The organism is Aneurinibacillus sp. XH2 (genome assembly GCF_001439585.2).
Classification (GTDB): Bacteria; Bacillota; Bacilli; order Aneurinibacillales; family Aneurinibacillaceae; genus Aneurinibacillus; species Aneurinibacillus thermoaerophilus.
Window position 1 is genome coordinate 65,001 of record NZ_CP014140.1, and the last position, 17,127, is coordinate 82,127.

The following is a 17,127-nucleotide window of genomic DNA, read 5'->3' on the forward strand; positions in this document are numbered from 1 at the left end:
GGGAACGTATTCACCGCGGCATGCTGATCCGCGATTACTAGCGATTCCGGCTTCATGCAGGCGAGTTGCAGCCTGCAATCCGAACTGAGAACGGTTTTTAGGGATTGGCTCACCCTCGCGGGTTGGCACGCCCGTTGTACCGTCCATTGTAGCACGTGTGTAGCCCAGGACATAAGGGGCATGATGATTTGACGTCATCCCCACCTTCCTCCGTCTTGTCGACGGCAGTCTCCTTAGAGTGCCCAACTGAATGCTGGCAACAAAGGACAAGGGTTGCGCTCGTTGCGGGACTTAACCCAACATCTCACGACACGAGCTGACGACAACCATGCACCACCTGTCACCGCTGTCCCGAAGGAAACCTCCATCTCTGGAGGGGTCAGCGGGATGTCAAGCCCTGGTAAGGTTCTTCGCGTTGCTTCGAATTAAACCACATGCTCCACCGCTTGTGCGGGTCCCCGTCAATTCCTTTGAGTTTCAGCCTTGCGGCCGTACTCCCCAGGCGGAGTGCTTATTGCGTTAGCTGCGGCACTGAGGAGGTGGACTCCCCAACACCTAGCACTCATCGTTTACGGCGTGGACTACCAGGGTATCTAATCCTGTTTGCTCCCCACGCTTTCGCGCCTCAGCGTCAGTTACAGGCCAGAGAGCCGCCTTCGCCACTGGTGTTCCTCCACATCTCTACGCATTTCACCGCTACACGTGGAATTCCGCTCTCCTCTCCTGCACTCAAGCTCCCCAGTTTCAGATGGCCCTCCACGGTTGAGCCGTGGGCTTTCACACCTGACTTAAGAAGCCGCCTGCGCGCGCTTTACGCCCAATAATTCCGGACAACGCTTGCCCCCTACGTATTACCGCGGCTGCTGGCACGTAGTTAGCCGGGGCTTTCTCGTCAGGTACCGTCAGACCGGGAGGTCATCCCGGCGGTTCTTCCCTGACAACAGAGTTTTACGATCCGAAGACCTTCCTCACTCACGCGGCGTTGCTCCGTCAGACTTTCGTCCATTGCGGAAGATTCCCTACTGCTGCCTCCCGTAGGAGTCTGGGCCGTGTCTCAGTCCCAGTGTGGCCGTTCACCCTCTCAGGTCGGCTACGCATCGTCGCCTTGGTAGGCCGTTACCCCACCAACTAGCTAATGCGCCGCAGGCCCATCTGTACGCGGCTCAAAGGCCTTTCCATGCCGAACCATGCGGTTCGGCATCCTATCCGGTATTAGCTCCGGTTTCCCGGAGTTATCCCGGTCGTACAGGCAGGTTGCCTACGTGTTACTCACCCGTCCGCCGCTAACCTCAGGAATGCAAGCACTCCATCGGTTCGCTCGACTTGCATGTATTAGGCACGCCGCCAGCGTTCGTCCTGAGCCAGGATCAAACTCTCCAAAAAAGTTGAAGATTGATACGCAAGCTCGTAAGCTAGCTCATAAAGTAAAGAATGTTTTTCGGGCCCCATAAAAGTGCTTGAGATCAACTTTGAAGCTGACCTTCACTTTCATGGGATATTTACCTCGCACACAAACGAGTGTCACTGTTCAGTTTTCAAGGAACTTCTTTTTCATTTTCACCGCGTTTCAGCGGCGACTTCTTTATCTTATTACATTCTAAAATAAATAGCAAGCACTTTTTTATAAAAAATTTAAACTCACTTACCATTTATTGTTGAATGCTTTGTTTTTAAACAGCAGTATTGGATAATGTACCACGTTTTTGGTTTAAATAAAAATCTTTATCCCAGAAGAGAAGAAAACCTAATGCTTCTCTCAGCTTTTCAAACTTCGCTAAAAAAACAAAACCGACCGTATTAGTCAATCGTCTTGCACTTATTTAAAAAGGAAAAGCAGCGCTTATGCACGCTGCCCTCCTGTAAAACTTTTCGGCTTTTCTTCATAATCAAACTTACTATGAAGGTTCGACAACCTCACTCGTTATTTCCTGCACTTCCGCCGTCTCTTCTGTTACTTCTACTTTGGCCACAGTCGCTACTTCTTCCTGCTCATCAAGACGAATTAATTTAACTCCTTGCGTATTGCGACCCATGGAAGAAATGTCTTTTACACTAAGCCGAATGATAATACCGGTAGATGTCACCAGCATTAAGTCATTCTTCTCATTCACAACTTTTAACCCCACGACTACCCCGTTACGTTCTGTCAAATGCAATGTCTTAATTCCTTTACCTCCGCGGGATTGAAAACGGTAAGAAGACAGTGGGGTACGCTTGCCGTAACCGCGCGAAGTAACGATAAGCACATCAGCGTTTTCTTCAGCAATGTCCATGTCAATTACGCAATCTTCTTCACTTAAATGAATACCTTTTACGCCGGTCGCAGAACGCCCCATCATTCGTACGTCCTTTTCCGAGAACAGAATGGACATCCCCTTTTTGGTTCCCATAATGATGTTCTGAGCTCCGTCAGTTAACCGAACACCCACAAGTTCGTCATCTTCCCGCAAATTAATAGCAAACAAACCGATACGACGAATATTACTAAAAGAAGCCAAATCTGACCGCTTCACGATCCCTTGCTTCGTGGCAAAGAACAAGTAATGGTTATCAGTAAACTCCTTAATCGGGATAATGGTTTGGATGTGCTCACCCTGTTCAATCTGCAGCAAATTAATAATTGGAATGCCCTTTGCGGTACGGCTCAATTCGGGAATCTCGTATGCTTTTAAACGATATACCTTTCCTTTGTTTGTAAAAAACAAAAGATAGTTATGCGAATTCGTTGTAATCAAGTGTTGCGCAAAATCATCTTCACGCGTACTCATCCCCTGCACACCGCGACCACCGCGTTTCTGCGCCCGATACGTATCCACAGGTAACCGTTTAATATAACCGCGGTGCGTAAGAGAGATAACAACTTCTTCTTGCGGAATTAAATCCTCATCCTCAATATTGTTCATATCTACCGTAATTTCGGTCCGACGATCATCCCCGTATTTTTCCTTAATTTCGGTTAATTCCTCACTAATAATTTCTAAAATTTTACTTTCATCACCAAGGATCGCACGTAACTCGGCAATTAATGCAGACAATTCATTGTATTCTTCTGTCAGACGTTCAATCGAAAGACCAGTCAACGCTTGCAAACGCATATCCAGAATTGCGTTCGCCTGCTCCAGCGTAAAACCGAGTGGAACTTCCCGTCCCTTCATCGAGAAGGTCTCGGCCATCAAATAACCACGCGCTTCTTCACGGTCAGAAGCAGAGCGGATCGGCCCCTCACGATCCACTAAATCGTCCACAATGTCGATTGCTTTCAGCAAACCCTCAACAATGTGGAGTCTTGCCTCCGCTTTCCGTAAATCATATTCGGTACGACGGCGAATGACTTCTTTCTGATGTTCCAGATAATAATAAAGCATCTGCTTCAAATTCAAAATGCGTGGCTCATTATTTACGAGCGCTAACATATTAATTCCAAAACTCGTCTGCATGGCTGTGTGCTTATACAAATTATTTAATACAACCTGCGGGTTTACGTCACGTCTGAGTTCAATGACGATCCGCATGCCATTTCGATCCGACTCATCACGCAAATCAGTGATACCGTCCAGTTTCTTTTCACGAACCAGTTCTGCGATTTTTTCAATCAAACGTGCCTTATTTACCTGATACGGTATTTCCGTCACAATAATCTTTGGCTTATTTCCCTGATCTTCAATTTCCGCTTTTGCCCGGATAACAATGGAACCTCGTCCCGTTTCATACGCGCGACGGATTCCGCCTCGTCCCATAATATATGCTCCTGTTGGAAAATCAGGGCCGATGATATGCTCCATCAAGTCGCGGCTTGTACAATCGGGATTCTCAATAAGCAACAAAATTCCGTCAATCACTTCCCGCAAATTATGCGGAGGAATATTTGTTGCCATCCCTACCGCAATCCCAGATGTCCCATTTACAAGAAGATGTGGAAAACGGGCCGGCATTACAAGCGGCTCCTGTTCATTGCCATCGTAATTAGGGCCAAAATCAATCGTATCCTTGTTAATATCTCTCATAAGCTCCGTGGCGATTTTCGACATCCGCGCTTCCGTATAACGCATGGCAGCTGCGGAATCCCCATCAATGGAGCCAAAGTTCCCATGTCCGTCAACCAACGGATAACGGTAGGAAAAATCCTGCGCCATCCGCACCATTGTTTCATATACAGCCGAATCTCCGTGCGGATGGTATTTACCAATAACGTCCCCAACAATACGTGCCGACTTTTTGTATGGTTTATCAGGGGTAACTCCCATCTCGTTCATCGCATATAAAATCCGGCGGTGAACAGGCTTCAGACCATCGCGAACATCCGGAAGAGCGCGACTCACAATAACGCTCATCGCATATTCAAGGAATGATTCGCGCATCTCCTGGTTTATATTAATATCAATAACGTTAGATTGTTGTTCGGCCATTAAACTACCTCCGTCGTTCAACGTTTATTTGGCCCACTCACAGCAGGTCGCAATCATTTTGCCCATAAGTTTTATTATATCATTTATCTCCGTTTACGCACAAAAATAAGCCCTCTTAATTAAAGAAGAAGGCTTATTTTTTGTTAAATATCGAGGTTGCGAACTTTTCTTGCGTTTTCCTGGATAAAATCACGCCGCGGTTCGACTTTATCCCCCATCAACATCTCAAAAATTTCATCCGCCTGCATCGCGTCTTCCAACGTAACGCGTAATAGCGTACGGCTTTCAGGGTCCATGGTAGTTTCCCATAGCTGTTCTGGATTCATCTCACCAAGACCCTTATACCGTTGAATATTTGGTTCCGGACGTGGTGACGCTTCCGCTCTAATCTTCGCGAGCTGAGCATCATTATAAGCATAGCGAATGACTTTTCCCTGCTGGAATTTGTATAAAGGCGGCTGTGCAATATAAACGTAACCATTCTCTATCAACGGTCGCATATAGCGGAAGAAGAATGTGAGGAGAAGGGTACGAATATGCGCCCCGTCTACGTCAGCATCCGTCATAATAATAATCCGATGATAACGGGCTTTAGAAAGATCGAAATCTTCCCCGATTCCCGTTCCTAAGGCGGTAATAATCGCTCGTATTTCCATGTTGGAAAGAATCTTATCCAAGCGCGCTTTCTCCACGTTCAAAATCTTACCTTTCAGCGGTAAAATCGCTTGGAATTGACGGTCGCGCCCCTGCTTTGCTGAACCTCCGGCTGAATCTCCCTCGACAATGTACAACTCGCTGATGGAAGCGTCCCGACTAGAACAATCGGCCAGTTTTCCCGGTAATGAGCTAAATTCCAGCGCGTTCTTCCGCCGGGTAAGTTCCCTCGCTTTCCGGGCCGCTTCCCGAGCACGTGCCGCCATCATCGACTTTTCCACAATTTTCTTTGCTTCTTGCGGATGCTCCTCAAGGAAAGTGAAAAAATGCTCAGCAAACAACGATTCCGTTATACCACGCGCTTCACTATTTCCAAGCTTTGTTTTCGTCTGGCCTTCAAACTGCGGGTTTGGAATTTTTACACTAATAATCGCCGTCAATCCTTCACGCACATCATCGCCTGTCAGATTTCCGTCTTTGTCTTTCAGCAAGTTATGCTTGCGTGCGTAATCATTAATCACCCGCGTTAGTGCGCTCTTAAAGCCGGACTCGTGCGTTCCGCCTTCATGCGTGTGAATGTTGTTAGCATAAGAATAAATATTGCTGGCAAACGAATCGTTATATTGAAGAGCAATCTCAACCATGAGACCGTCTTTTTCGCCGTCGATATAAATCGGAGGCTCATGGAGTTTTTCCCGGTTTTTATTCAGATATTCTACAAAAGAGCTAATGCCACCGTCATAATGGAAAGTCTCTGTCTTGTTCTCCCGCTCATCATGCAAGGTAATACGTATGCCGCGGTTTAAAAACGCCAGCTCGCGCAAACGCTTCTGCAAAATTTCGTAGTCAAACACGGTTGTTTCTGTAAAAATCTCCGGATCAGGCAAGAAAGTTACCTCCGTTCCCGTGTCTTCCGCTTCCCCGACCACCTTCAGTTCATCAAGCGGTTCTCCGTACGAATAACTTTGCTTATAACGCTTGCCATTCCGTTTCACTTCTACAGTCAGTGATTTAGACAGCGCGTTTACGACAGACACGCCCACCCCGTGCAAACCGCCGGATACTTTATATCCTTCACCGCCGAATTTACCGCCGGCATGCAATACGGTTAAAACGGTCTCAACTGTGGATCTGCCGGTTTTTTCGTGAATTTCCGTCGGAATGCCTCGTCCGTTGTCTGTAACCGTTATACTGTTATCCGGATGAACATACACGTGGATATCATCACAATACCCGGCAAGCGCTTCGTCAATGCTGTTGTCTACAACCTCCCAAACGAGATGATGCAATCCCCGAGTACTCGTCGATCCAATATACATGCCGGGACGTTTCCGAACCGCTTCCAGACCTTCAAGAACCTGAATCTGACTTGCTCCATAATTGTTCTGCGCATTATCTGTCATATAAGTCTCACCTGCTTTCTAAAAAATGAGCGCGACGCTTCAACGTTAGAGATGAAATCGGAGAACAATAAATTTTATCTTTCGTCACAACATACGATTTCGCTTGTTCATCCCCAAGCGCGACAACGCGGCCAGACTCCTCTGCCTTCTGCAAAAATTGCCGGGTAATCTTAGAGGATTGCTTCATGTGGTAATCAAGAATCGCGATTACATCTTTGGCACGTACTACCATATCGCCACCCAAATGAATAAACATACGGTTCCTCCTTCATTATTCCCGCGTAATAGTTCCTTGTTTTACCCGGTAAAGCGCAGCCTGCTGCAATGTCTGATGATATAAGCCCTCTACGCCTGTCGTAGTCACAAACGTTTGCACGCGGTCTTTAATATTTTGCAAAAGGTGGGTCTGTCGATTAGCATCCAACTCGGACAGCACGTCATCAAGAAGAAGAAGCGGGTACTCTCCCACCTCCTGACGAATTAATTCAATCTCTGCCAGCTTTAATGAAAGCGCGGTTGTACGTTGCTGTCCTTGTGAACCATATCGATGAACGCTCGTTCCGTTAATAAAAAAATGGATATCATCACGGTGCGGTCCAGCCAGACTGGTGCCCCGGACGATTTCCCGCTCCTGAATAGAGGTAAGGTATTTGTAGACAACTTCTTCTGCTTCGTTTTCCGACATATCTTTTGTAACCGGGAACGTACTTTCATACGAAAGCGTCAATTTTTCTTTTCCCTGAGTGATTTGGGCATGGATTTCCCGCCCCCATTTTTCCAGTTTATCCATGAAAACGAAACGTTTTTGCAGCACTTTCACAGCGAGATTTGCCATCTGGATATTGTAAACGTCAAGCATATCGCGAAACGCCTTGCCCGTCTGTAGTTCTTTCATCGCTTGATTGCGCTGTTGCACAAGTTTTTGGTACTGCAGCATATTATACAAGTAAGACTTGGATACCTGCCCGATTTCCATATCGAGAAAACGGCGACGGACATTCGGGCTTCCTTTTACGATGCTTAAATCTTCGGGCGCGAACATCACGACGTTCATAGCGCCGATATAATCGCTCAAACGGCGCTGTTCTAATTGATTGACTTTGGCTTTTTTCCCTTTTGCGGTAAGCTGAATATCCAGCGTTACCGGGCCACCCCGACGATCTACCCGGCAAGACAGGCGGGAAAACGAAGCGTCCCACCCGATTAATTCTTTGTCTTTGTTTGTGCGGTGTGATTTCGCCATCGCCAGAACGTAAATTGATTCCAGCATGTTTGTCTTTCCCTGCGCGTTTGAACCGACAAATAAAACAATAGGAGCGTCAAAATGTACGTGGACATGCTCAAAATTCCTGTAATGTGTCAATTCCAATTCTCTCAATATCAAACCGTCTTCCCTCCCGGCTCGCACGCTTTTCTATGGATAAAGCATGCCGCTGGCTACTTCACGGTTTGACGTAACACTTCATATGTGCCGAACCCTTCTACGTAAACCGTATCTCCATTATACAACTTTTTGCCGCGTCGATTCTCTGGCTCTTCATTTACCTCAACATGTGTTTGGGCAAGAAATATTTTTGCCTGTCCGCCTGTATCAATAATCTCGGCCAATTTCAAAAATTGGCCGAGGGGGATATATTCCGTCGTAATAGTAACCTTTTTTTTCTCCATTATGATGTAACCGCTCCCTATTGATTCGTTCTCACAGGCAAAATAAGGTGTAAGATCCAATCATGCTCCGTTGGACGAATGATAAATGGACTCATCGCACCAGTAAAACCGATGCGGATATTTTCGCTATCTACGGCCCGAAGTGCATCAATCATGTATTTCGCATTAAATGAGATTTTTACGTCTTCACCATCTACGGAGGAAGGTGCAACCTCTTCGGTTACTTTCCCTACTTCCGGCGTATTAGAAGAAATCTCGACCATTCCATCCGGACGCGTAAACAGGCGAACAATGTTATTTTTCCCTTCTCTTGCTAATAAGCTTGCCCGTTCTATTGCCCCTAAAAACTCTTTTGTCGATAAAATTATCTCCGTTTTCGTATTTTGCGGAATAATACGGCTTGTATCCGGGTATGTTCCGTCCAAAATACGAGAGTAAAAAAGAATATAGTTAATCTTTACCAAAATTTGATTATCTGTAATAACAAGATCCACTAGTTGGTCATCGTCTGGGAGAACTTTACTAAGCTCAATCAAACTTTTTCCTGGAATAACTACATTATCGAAACTTAAACTTGCCGCTGATTCAACGGAGGCTTTTCTTGTAGTTAGACGATGACTGTCTGTGGCCACGAACGAAAGTTGTCCGTCTCTCAGTTCCCACATAACGCCTGTCAGAATCGGTCGGGTTTCTGTAGTAGCAACCGCAAAGACCGTTTGACGAATCATTGTTTTTAACAAATCAGAAGGTAAACTAAGTATCTTATCCTCTTCAATTTGCGGCAGACACGGATAATCTTCAGCATTCATACCATTCAGGTTAAATTCTGAACGTCCAGAAGAAATGGTAGTAATAAACCGTTCATTCACTGAAATAGTTACTTGTTCGCCCGGCAACTTCCGTACAATTTCCCCTAAAAATTTAGAGGGCAGAACAACACTGCCTGGCGTAATGTCTTCAATCCACTGATGTTCTCCCGATTCCATCGGGACGTATTGTTCAATTGAAATATCCGAGTCGCTTGCTGTCAATGTAATTCCATCCTCATGAGCTACAATCTTAATTCCTGTAAGAATCGGAATCGTTGTTCTGGACGACACAGCTTTGCTCACTATATTAATCGCATTCGTCAGTTGCTCTCTTTGAATTGTAAACTTCATTGTATCCCCCTTTTAGGAATCTTCTTGGTCATTTTATCATATACTTTTATTTTATTCTTTTTTTATATCCAGTAATAGTAATAGAGGAGGTGGATATGTGAATAAGTTTGGTGTAAAAAAGAAATAAAGCCTATACACATGTGGATAACTTTGTGTACAGGCTATGTTGGTTATTCACATTTGTGCACAGGCAGGCTAATCGAAATTTATCGGCCGTTTTTAATCTTATCGATTAATTCCTGAATGGTTCCTTGTAACTGGCGATCGTTTTGTAAAGCCTTCGTAATTTTTTCATGCGCGTGAATGACGGTGGTATGATCGCGTCCACCAAATTCTTCCCCGATTTTTGGCAGGGAATAATCGGTTAGCTCTCTGGATAGATACATGGCAATTTGCCGTGGGAACGCGACGGACTTTGTTCGTTTCTTCGCTTTAAAATCCTCCAATTTTAGATTGAAGTATTCACCTACAGCTTGCTGAATGGTTGCGATGTTGATGATACGTGGCTTGTTGGAAGGAATAATATCTTTTAGTGCCTCTATTGCCAGTTCTGTGTCGATGTCCCGATTAATAAGAGAGGAATAGGCAACGACACGAATAAGCGCTCCTTCCAACTCACGGATATTCGTATCGATTTGGTTGGCAATATACACCATAACCTCGTTTGGAATTTCTAGGTTTTCCGCTTTTGCTTTCTTGCGTAAAATGGCGATTCTTGTTTCCAAATCCGGAGGTTGAATATCGGTAATTAGCCCCCATTCGAAACGGGAGCGTAACCTGTCTTCTAGCGTCGGAATTTCTTTGGGGGGCCGATCGCTTGAAATTACGATTTGCTTGCTTTCTTCATGCAAGGTGTTGAATGTATGGAAGAATTCTTCCTGCGTCTGTTCTTTTCCGGCTAGGAATTGAATATCGTCAATAAGCAAAATGTCTACGTTCCGGTATTTGTTGCGGAAATTGACTGTTTGATTATCACGGATCGAATTAATAAATTCATTTGTAAATTTCTCGGACGACAGATAAACGACTCGGGCGTTTGGGTTTTGCTCAAGTACATAATGACCGATTCCGTGCATTAGATGCGTTTTTCCCAGCCCAACGCCTCCGTAGATAAAAAGTGGGTTGTAAGCCTTTGCAGGCGCTTCAGCGACTGCAAGAGAAGCCGCATGCGCAAAGCGATTCCCCGCTCCAATGACAAATGTATCAAATGTATACTTCGGGTTTAGCATCGTTTGGGGGGAGTCGTCTTGCGTCGAGCTACGTTTTTCTTTTGAAGCGGGAACCGTACCCATTTCCGGTTCGTTTTGTTGGGAGTTTGAGGTAGGGACAACAAATTTGATTGTAATAACTTTGCCGGTTACCTCATACAATGTTTCTAGAATTAATTCGGAATATCTTGATTCGAGCCAGTCCCGCGTAAATTCGTTAGGAGCAGTAATTAAGAGCGTATTGTCGTCGAGCGACGTGGCTTTTGTTGATTTTAGCCATGTTTCAAAACTGGGTTTGCTAATGCGGGTTTGTATATGTGATAAGATAGTATCCCAAAGTTCTTTAGCATTGGTAACCATGTGTCTCCTTCCTTCTCCTTCCCCTTCCCATATAACAGCTTTGCTGAACCGTGTTTTTTTAAGAAGAAGCATGTAATGCTTAATAGGCGGCGATAGCAAAAGACATTGTGGATAATTCGTTTATATTTTGAGCGAGCACCGCAAAGGCTTCTTACTGTCTTTTGACAAAATCCCCATACATGTGGATGGTATTTTCCACACTATGTTTAAAAATGTCCACAATTTTATCCACATATTGTGGATAAATACATTGGTAACGTCAAGTTATCCACCGATTAAAACAAAATCATGATAGCAGATAAAGCTAATCACCGCAACGTTTTTTTGATAGTTATCCACAAATTCTATACCTTGTGTATAAAAGATATTCACAACACTAGATTTTGTGAATATCTTTTGGAGAAATGTGTGGGTAATTTGATTTCGGGAAATAATTTACTCACAGGGGATTGGGAAATAAAAAATGTGGATAAAGAATGACAGCTTGACATCTCACTCCTGGGATAGATATAATAACTTAGACTGTCTATAATATTGTTATTTTGGATGGAACCTTCCCAAGGAGGTGGATATAATGAAACCGACTTTTAACCCAAACAATCGTAAGCGTAAAAAAGTTCACGGCTTCCGCGCTCGTATGAGCACAAAGAACGGTCGTAAAGTTCTTGCACGCCGTCGCAGAAAAGGAAGAAAAGTATTGTCAGCATAAGGCCACTCCCATAGTGGCCTTTTCTACCGTTTTATTGGAGGATAAAGCGGGGAAGACAGCAGCAGATAAGGAGTGTGTCCTTTGTATCGCAAGAACAGGTTGCGAAAAAATGAGGAATTCCAGATTGTTTTTAAACAGGGCACTTCTGTTGCGAACCGCCAATTCGTTATTTATTATCTGGAAAAAGAGGGACAGGACGCTTTTCGGGTAGGGGTTTCTGTCAGCAAAAAGATGGGAAAGGCGGTTACGCGCAATCGGCTGCGGCGAATCATCAAAGAGGCGATTCGCCTGCGCGCGGATGAGATTAAACCGAACGTTGACTTCATTGTGATTTGCCGTCTGCCTGCTGTGGAGCTGGGATTTCATCAATTTAAAGAAAGCCTCTACCATTGCATGAGGAAAGCCCGTTTATTCAAAGGAACGAAAAGAGGAAAAAATACATCTTGATAATAATATTTGATAATAATATTTGTGTCAGAAAGTTTTCATTTTTTTCTTTCGGCAAGTATAATAATTGAAAATACATAAGTTGCAAGGGGGAATTTTCTTGCTTCCCAAGCGATTAAAACTGGCACTGCTTTTTGCGCTAATCGCTGTATTTTCCGCAGGATGTACCGCCGCCAACCCGAATCATCCTTTGCCGATCGACCCGAACAGAGGAATTTGGGACAAGTTTTTTGTATATCCGCTTTCTTGGTTGTTACAAGAATCGGCGGCTTTGGCCAGTGGAAACTACGGAATTGCGATTTTAATCGTAACTATTATTGTTCGCGTAGCGATTTTGCCGCTCATGATAAAACAGATGAAAAGCAGCAAGAAGATGCAGGAATTGCAGCCTGAGATGATGAAGCTGCGCGATAGGTTCAAAAACGATCCGCAACGTTATCAGCAAGAAATGATGAAGCTGTACCAAACGCATCAAATCAACCCGCTTTCTGGATGTTTGCCGATTTTAATCCAGATGCCGATTTTGCTTGCTTTTTATCATGCGATTATTCGGACAGGAGAAATTCGCTCCCATAGTTTTCTATGGCTGCAGCTTGGCGCAAAAGACCCGTATTTCATCTTACCGATTATTGCAGCTATAACCACGTATTTGCAACAATGGATGATGATGCGAAACAATGCGGCTGCTGCTGAAAATCCGCAAATGAAAATGATGCTATATTTGATGCCGGTTATGATTCTTGTCATCTCTATGACCCTTCCGTCTGCCTTATCTTTGTACTGGGTATACGGAAACATCTTTACTATTGTTCAAACATATTTCCTTTATCGCGATACTGCTCCTAAAGGAGGAACGGCCAAGTGAAAAAGGTGACGGCAACGGGAAAAACAGTAGAAGACGCGATTCAATCAGCGTTGCGGGAGCTTCAGACCACGCGCGACATGGTTACATACCGTGTGCTGGAGGAGCCAAGTAAAGGCTTTTTTGGGTTAATTGGTGCTCGTGACGCAAAAGTGGAAGTAATTCTACAGGAAAAACTAGAAAAAAATGAAGTTTCTGGTGTTCTGGAAGAGTCGTCTGTAAATGAACCTGTGCCTGAACCTGAAAAAATAGCCATTTCTTCCCTAGAAGAAAATGTTGAAGAGGCGGAAGAAACACCGGAAATGCCCAGGGAGGCAGTGAGAGTAGATGCGATCCGCCGAGGGAAAGCGTTTTTGGAAGAAGTACTCGCTACAATGGGGCTTCATGTCCAAGTGGAACAGATCGAAGAAGATGGGAAAGTAATCTTTAACCTAAAAGGCCAAGGGCTTGGTCTCGTCATCGGTCGCCGCGGCCAAACGCTTGATTCACTTCAATATTTAGTAAATGTGGTGACAAACCGGCATATGGATAAGCGAGTGCGAATTGTGCTGGATGCGGGGGATTACCGTGAAAAACGGAAAGGGGCACTGGAGCAGCTAGCAGATCGGATGGCGCGCCAAGTAGCTAAAACCCGAAAACCAGTACGTCTGGAACCGATGAATCCAGCGGAACGGAAGATGATTCATAGCCGACTGCAAAATCACCCACAGGTAGAGACGTTTAGCGAAGGGACGGAGCCGTACCGACGTGTGGTTATCACTTTGAAAAAGTAATAATAAATATAGAAACCTCCCTGCTTTTTATTGTAGGGAGGTTTTTTGTGGATAAAGTAAAGATGATACTTTACTAATGAACTTTTGTTTTGTTCTCAAATATTGATGAAGTATGTTATCCTATAAATTTAGGGAAAGCTTTAAAAAACATGCCTTTTGCGTGGTGACATAAAATGGATTTTGATACAATAGCAGCCGTTGCAACGCCTCTGGGTGAGGGTGGTATCGCCATTATTCGCGTGAGCGGATCGGATGCGATTGCAGCTGTGGATAAAATATTTAAAGGACGTCAAAAATTATCCACTGTGGATAGTCATACCATCAATTACGGGCATCTAATAGATGAAAACGGTGAAACTTTAGAAGAAGTGATGGTTTCTGTTATGCGGGCACCGCGTACGTTTACGAGGGAAGATGTTGTCGAAGTGAATTGCCATGGAGGGATTGTGTCCGTAAAGCGCGTACTAGATCTTGTACTTGCGCAGGGGGTACGCATGGCCGAACCGGGCGAGTTTACGAAGCGGGCATTTCTTAATGGTCGAATCGATTTGTCGCAGGCGGAAGCGGTTATCGATTTGATTCGCGCTAAGACGGATCGTGCGATGAAAGTGGCGCTTAATCAGGTGCAAGGTAAGTTGTCAAAACTTATTGGTAAACTGCGTCAGCAGCTGCTCGAATTAATGGCACATATTGAAGTAACAATTGATTATCCTGAGCATGATGTGGACGAAGTGACACGAACTTTGTTGTCCGAGAAAAGCCGCTGGGTACAGGGAGAGATCGAAAAGCTTCTAAGCACAGCAAAGCAGGGAAAAATTCTGCGCGAAGGTTTGGCTACCGTTATTGTTGGTCGGCCAAACGTGGGAAAATCGTCGCTTTTAAACAGCTTGCTACAGGAGGTGAAAGCCATCGTTACAGATGTTCCTGGCACGACGCGTGATATTATCGAGGAATATGTCAATGTCCGGGGTGTTCCGTTACGCCTTGTTGACACTGCAGGGATTCGGGAGACCGAAGATATTGTCGAGCGTATTGGGGTCGAGAAATCGCGTGAGATGCTGGGAAAGGCTGATTTGGTTCTCTTGGTGCTGAACTTTGGGGAAGAGTTAGAGGATGAGGATCGTAATTTGCTTGCGGTCGTTAAACCGATGAACGCAATTGTTATTGTTAATAAGACTGATTTGCCGCAGAAAATCGACATGGAAGAAGTACGCAGACTGGCTGGAGATTTGCCGCTCGTTACCATCTCGGTGAAAGAAGAAGAGGGGATCGAACAACTTGAAGAAGTGATTGCTTCTTTATTCTTCTCCGGCTCGGTACAGAGCGATGATTTAACATATGTAAGCAATTCTCGACATATTCAGCTTTTACAGGAAGCGTATAGAACGATTGGAGAAGCGATTGAAGCAGTGGAAAACGGATTGCCTGTCGATATGGTGGCGTTTGATATTCGCCGCACATGGGAACTGCTTGGCGAGGTGGTCGGGGACGCAGTGAGCGATGATTTGATTGATCAGATTTTTTCTCAGTTCTGTCTTGGAAAGTAGTAAGAAAGCGCGGAGAATTGCGCGGAGGAGGAAATACGAAAATGGGATACCAGGCAGGTACATTTGATGTAATTGTTGTCGGCGCCGGACATGCGGGAGTGGAAGCGGCGCTTGCCGCGGCCCGCATGGGATGTTCGACGCTTCTGTTAACAATTAATCTGGATATGATAGCGTATATGCCATGTAACCCTTCGATTGGCGGGCCGGCCAAAGGTCACGTGGTTCGTGAAATCGACGCGCTCGGTGGCGAGATGGGCAAAAATATTGACAAAACGTATATTCAGATGCGGATGCTAAATACGGGGAAAGGCCCGGCTGTGCATGCGTTGCGCGCGCAGGCGGATAAATTTCTATACCAGCATACAATGAAGCAAACGGTGGAAAATACAGAAAATCTGACGTTGCGCCAAGGGATGGTTGAGCGTTTGATTGTTGAGGATGGCGTATGTAAAGGTGTGATTACGAAAACTGGTGCCGAATATGCAGCTAAGGCAGTTGTATTGACAACCGGTACGTATTTACGTGGAAAAATTATTATCGGTGAGTTGCAATATGAAAGTGGTCCAAACAATATGCAGCCGTCCATCGGATTGTCCGATCATTTGAGAGAGCTTGGTTTTGAATTGGTTCGTTTTAAAACTGGTACGCCGCCGCGCGTTCACAACAGTTCAATTGACTATAGTAAAACAGAAATTCAGCCGGGAGATGATGTTTCGCGGGCATTTTCTTATGAAACAACGGAATTTCGTGTAGAGGATCAGCTACCATGCTGGCTTACGTATACGAATGAGAGAACACACGAAATTATCAACAATAATTTGTATCGTGCGCCGATGTTTTCCGGAGCGATCGAGGGAACGGGTCCTCGTTATTGTCCTTCTATCGAGGATAAAATTGTTCGCTTCAGCGATAAGCCGCGTCATCAAATTTTCTTAGAACCGGAAGGACGCAATACAGAAGAAGTATATGTACAAGGATTATCCACAAGCATGCCTGAAGAAGTGCAATTAGAAATTCTGAAAACAATCTCTGGTCTGGAAAACGTAAAAATGATGCGTCCTGGATATGCCATTGAATATGATGCGATTGTACCGAGTCAGCTGTGGCCAACCCTTGAAACAAAGCGGCTTAAAAACTTGTACACAGCGGGACAATTAAATGGCACATCCGGCTACGAAGAAGCGGCGGGCCAGGGAATTATGGCTGGCATTAACGCCGCGTTGAAAGTACAAGGTAAAGAGCCGCTCATTCTTGATCGTTCGCAAGCATATATTGGTGTGATGATCGATGATCTTGTCACGAAAGGAACGAGTGAACCGTATCGTTTGCTTACATCCCGGGCGGAATACCGGTTACTTCTACGTCATGACAACGCGGACATGCGTCTTACGGAAATCGGATATAAAATTGGCTTGATTAGCGAAGAGCGTTATCAGCGTTTTTTGAAGAAAAAAGAAGCGATCGAAGCGGAGAAGGAACGCTTGAGGACAACGAAAATAGGGCCGCAACCGGAAGTGCAGCAAATGCTGCGCGAGGTTGGTTCTAAAGAGCTTGACAATGCGATTGATCTGTATTCCTTGTTGAAACGTCCGGAAGTAACTTATAAGCATATTGCACAGATTGCGCCGGCGGAAATGGAGATCCCGGCGGACGTAGCGGAGCAGGTTGAAATCCAGATTAAGTACGAAGGATATATCCGCAAGCAATTACAGGATGTGGACCGTCTCAAGAAAATGGAGAAAAAACGTTTACCAGAAAATCTGGATTACATGAATATCCAAGGTCTTGCAATGGAGGCGCGCCAGAAACTTAACAAAGTCAAACCTCTTTCTATTGGCCAGGCATCGCGCATTTCCGGGGTAACGCCAGCGGATATCTCCGTTTTACTTGTATATCTCGAATCTTATAATCGAAAAGTCGCAAATTAGGA

Annotated in this window: 13 protein-coding genes and 1 rRNA gene (1 of these 14 cut by a window edge); 6 read left to right on the plus strand and 8 right to left on the minus strand. The window is 45.0% G+C overall.

All coding sequences use genetic code 11. The features are described 5' to 3' along the window. From ACH33_RS00350 to dnaA, 8 genes are all read right to left on the minus strand, one after another. Positions 1-1,383 (minus strand): 16S ribosomal RNA (locus tag ACH33_RS00350); it reaches 158 nt to the left of the window's first position. A 512-nt stretch (positions 1,384-1,895) separates the two neighbouring features. After that, on the minus strand, positions 1,896-4,406 hold the full coding sequence (gyrA, locus tag ACH33_RS00355) for a DNA gyrase subunit A (RefSeq protein WP_057897216.1): 2,511 nt from the start codon (positions 4,404-4,406) through the stop codon (positions 1,896-1,898). 143 nt (positions 4,407-4,549) lie between these two features. After that, complete coding sequence (gene gyrB / locus ACH33_RS00360; RefSeq protein ID WP_057897217.1) at positions 4,550-6,463, minus strand: DNA topoisomerase (ATP-hydrolyzing) subunit B; 1,914 nt, start codon at positions 6,461-6,463, stop codon at positions 4,550-4,552. A 7-nt stretch (positions 6,464-6,470) separates the two neighbouring features. Continuing rightward, positions 6,471-6,719, minus strand: a complete 249-nt coding sequence (gene remB / locus ACH33_RS00365; protein ID WP_057897218.1) for an extracellular matrix regulator RemB — start codon at positions 6,717-6,719, stop codon at positions 6,471-6,473. Between the two features lie 15 nt (positions 6,720-6,734). Then, positions 6,735-7,847: a DNA replication/repair protein RecF gene (gene recF / locus ACH33_RS00370; protein ID WP_057897219.1), complete on the minus strand. Its 1,113-nt coding sequence runs from the start codon at positions 7,845-7,847 to the stop codon at positions 6,735-6,737. Positions 7,848-7,900: 53 nt separating this feature from the next. Beyond that, positions 7,901-8,131 carry a S4 domain-containing protein YaaA gene (gene yaaA / locus ACH33_RS00375; RefSeq protein ID WP_057897220.1) on the minus strand — a complete coding sequence of 77 codons (231 nt, stop codon included), beginning with the start codon at positions 8,129-8,131 and terminating at the stop codon, positions 7,901-7,903. A 17-nt stretch (positions 8,132-8,148) separates the two neighbouring features. After that, positions 8,149-9,291, minus strand: coding sequence for a DNA polymerase III subunit beta (dnaN, locus tag ACH33_RS00380; RefSeq protein ID WP_057897221.1), 1,143 nt, complete (start codon positions 9,289-9,291; stop codon positions 8,149-8,151). Positions 9,292-9,497: 206 nt separating this feature from the next. After that, positions 9,498-10,859, minus strand: a complete 1,362-nt coding sequence (dnaA, locus tag ACH33_RS00385; protein ID WP_057897222.1) for a chromosomal replication initiator protein DnaA — start codon at positions 10,857-10,859, stop codon at positions 9,498-9,500. Positions 10,860-11,433: 574 nt separating this feature from the next. Here dnaA and rpmH point away from each other — a divergent pair. The 6 genes from rpmH to mnmG all read left to right on the plus strand — a co-directional run bounded on the left by rpmH (position 11,434) and on the right by mnmG (position 17,125). Continuing rightward, on the plus strand, positions 11,434-11,568 hold the full coding sequence (gene rpmH, locus ACH33_RS00390) for a 50S ribosomal protein L34 (protein WP_057897223.1): 135 nt from the start codon (positions 11,434-11,436) through the stop codon (positions 11,566-11,568). An 81-nt stretch (positions 11,569-11,649) separates the two neighbouring features. After that, positions 11,650-12,015 carry a ribonuclease P protein component gene (gene rnpA, locus ACH33_RS00395; RefSeq protein ID WP_057897224.1) on the plus strand — a complete coding sequence of 122 codons (366 nt, stop codon included), beginning with the start codon at positions 11,650-11,652 and terminating at the stop codon, positions 12,013-12,015. A 100-nt stretch (positions 12,016-12,115) separates the two neighbouring features. Then, positions 12,116-12,880 (plus strand): membrane protein insertase YidC, encoded by a 765-nt coding sequence (gene yidC / locus ACH33_RS00400; protein WP_057897225.1) that lies wholly within the window; start codon positions 12,116-12,118, stop codon positions 12,878-12,880. Continuing rightward, positions 12,877-13,650, plus strand: coding sequence for an RNA-binding cell elongation regulator Jag/EloR (gene jag / locus ACH33_RS00405; RefSeq protein WP_057897226.1), 774 nt, complete (start codon positions 12,877-12,879; stop codon positions 13,648-13,650). Before yidC ends, jag begins: the two co-directional genes overlap by 4 nt. Before the next feature lie 173 nt (positions 13,651-13,823). After that, positions 13,824-15,197: a tRNA uridine-5-carboxymethylaminomethyl(34) synthesis GTPase MnmE gene (gene mnmE / locus ACH33_RS00410; protein ID WP_057897227.1), complete on the plus strand. Its 1,374-nt coding sequence runs from the start codon at positions 13,824-13,826 to the stop codon at positions 15,195-15,197. A 41-nt stretch (positions 15,198-15,238) separates the two neighbouring features. Then, entirely contained in the window at positions 15,239-17,125 is a 1,887-nt protein-coding gene (gene mnmG / locus ACH33_RS00415; RefSeq protein ID WP_057897228.1) for a tRNA uridine-5-carboxymethylaminomethyl(34) synthesis enzyme MnmG, read from the plus strand. The last annotated feature ends 2 nt before the right edge of the window (positions 17,126-17,127 follow it).